Source organism: Hoeflea sp. BAL378, from assembly GCF_000759435.1.
Classification (GTDB): domain Bacteria; phylum Pseudomonadota; class Alphaproteobacteria; order Rhizobiales; family Rhizobiaceae; genus Hoeflea.
This window is the reverse complement of sequence record NZ_JRJG01000162.1, coordinates 1-279: the sequence shown is the minus strand read 5'-3', so window position 1 is coordinate 279 and position 279 is coordinate 1. Positions and strand designations below refer to the sequence as shown.

General features: G+C 69.5%; 1 pseudogene. It reads right to left on the bottom strand.

Annotation, left to right across the window (positions count from 1 at the left end):
* A pseudogene (locus LL06_RS23955) lies at positions 1–277 on the bottom strand (chloride channel protein); the annotation flags it as partial.
* Between the last annotated feature and the right edge of the window lie 2 nt (positions 278–279).

Here is a 279-nt window from a genome sequence, read left to right as displayed (position 1 = left end):
CGACGCCGCCGGTGCGGCGCGCCGGCAGCAGCCGGGTGATGACGATGCCCACGACGATGCCGCCGGTCACCGGGCCGGCCATGATCATGTACCAGGGCACGCTGCGCGCCGCACTCAGCACCTGTTCGGAGGCGTCACCCAGCCAGTAGAGCTGGACCACGCCGATGAGCAGGCGGAAGCAGATGGCGGCGCAGGCCACCGACAGGCCGATCAGCAGCGACAGCGTCCAGATCAGCGGCTGCCGGTTGTCGAGGTAGGAGCGGAAATTGGGCGTCATCC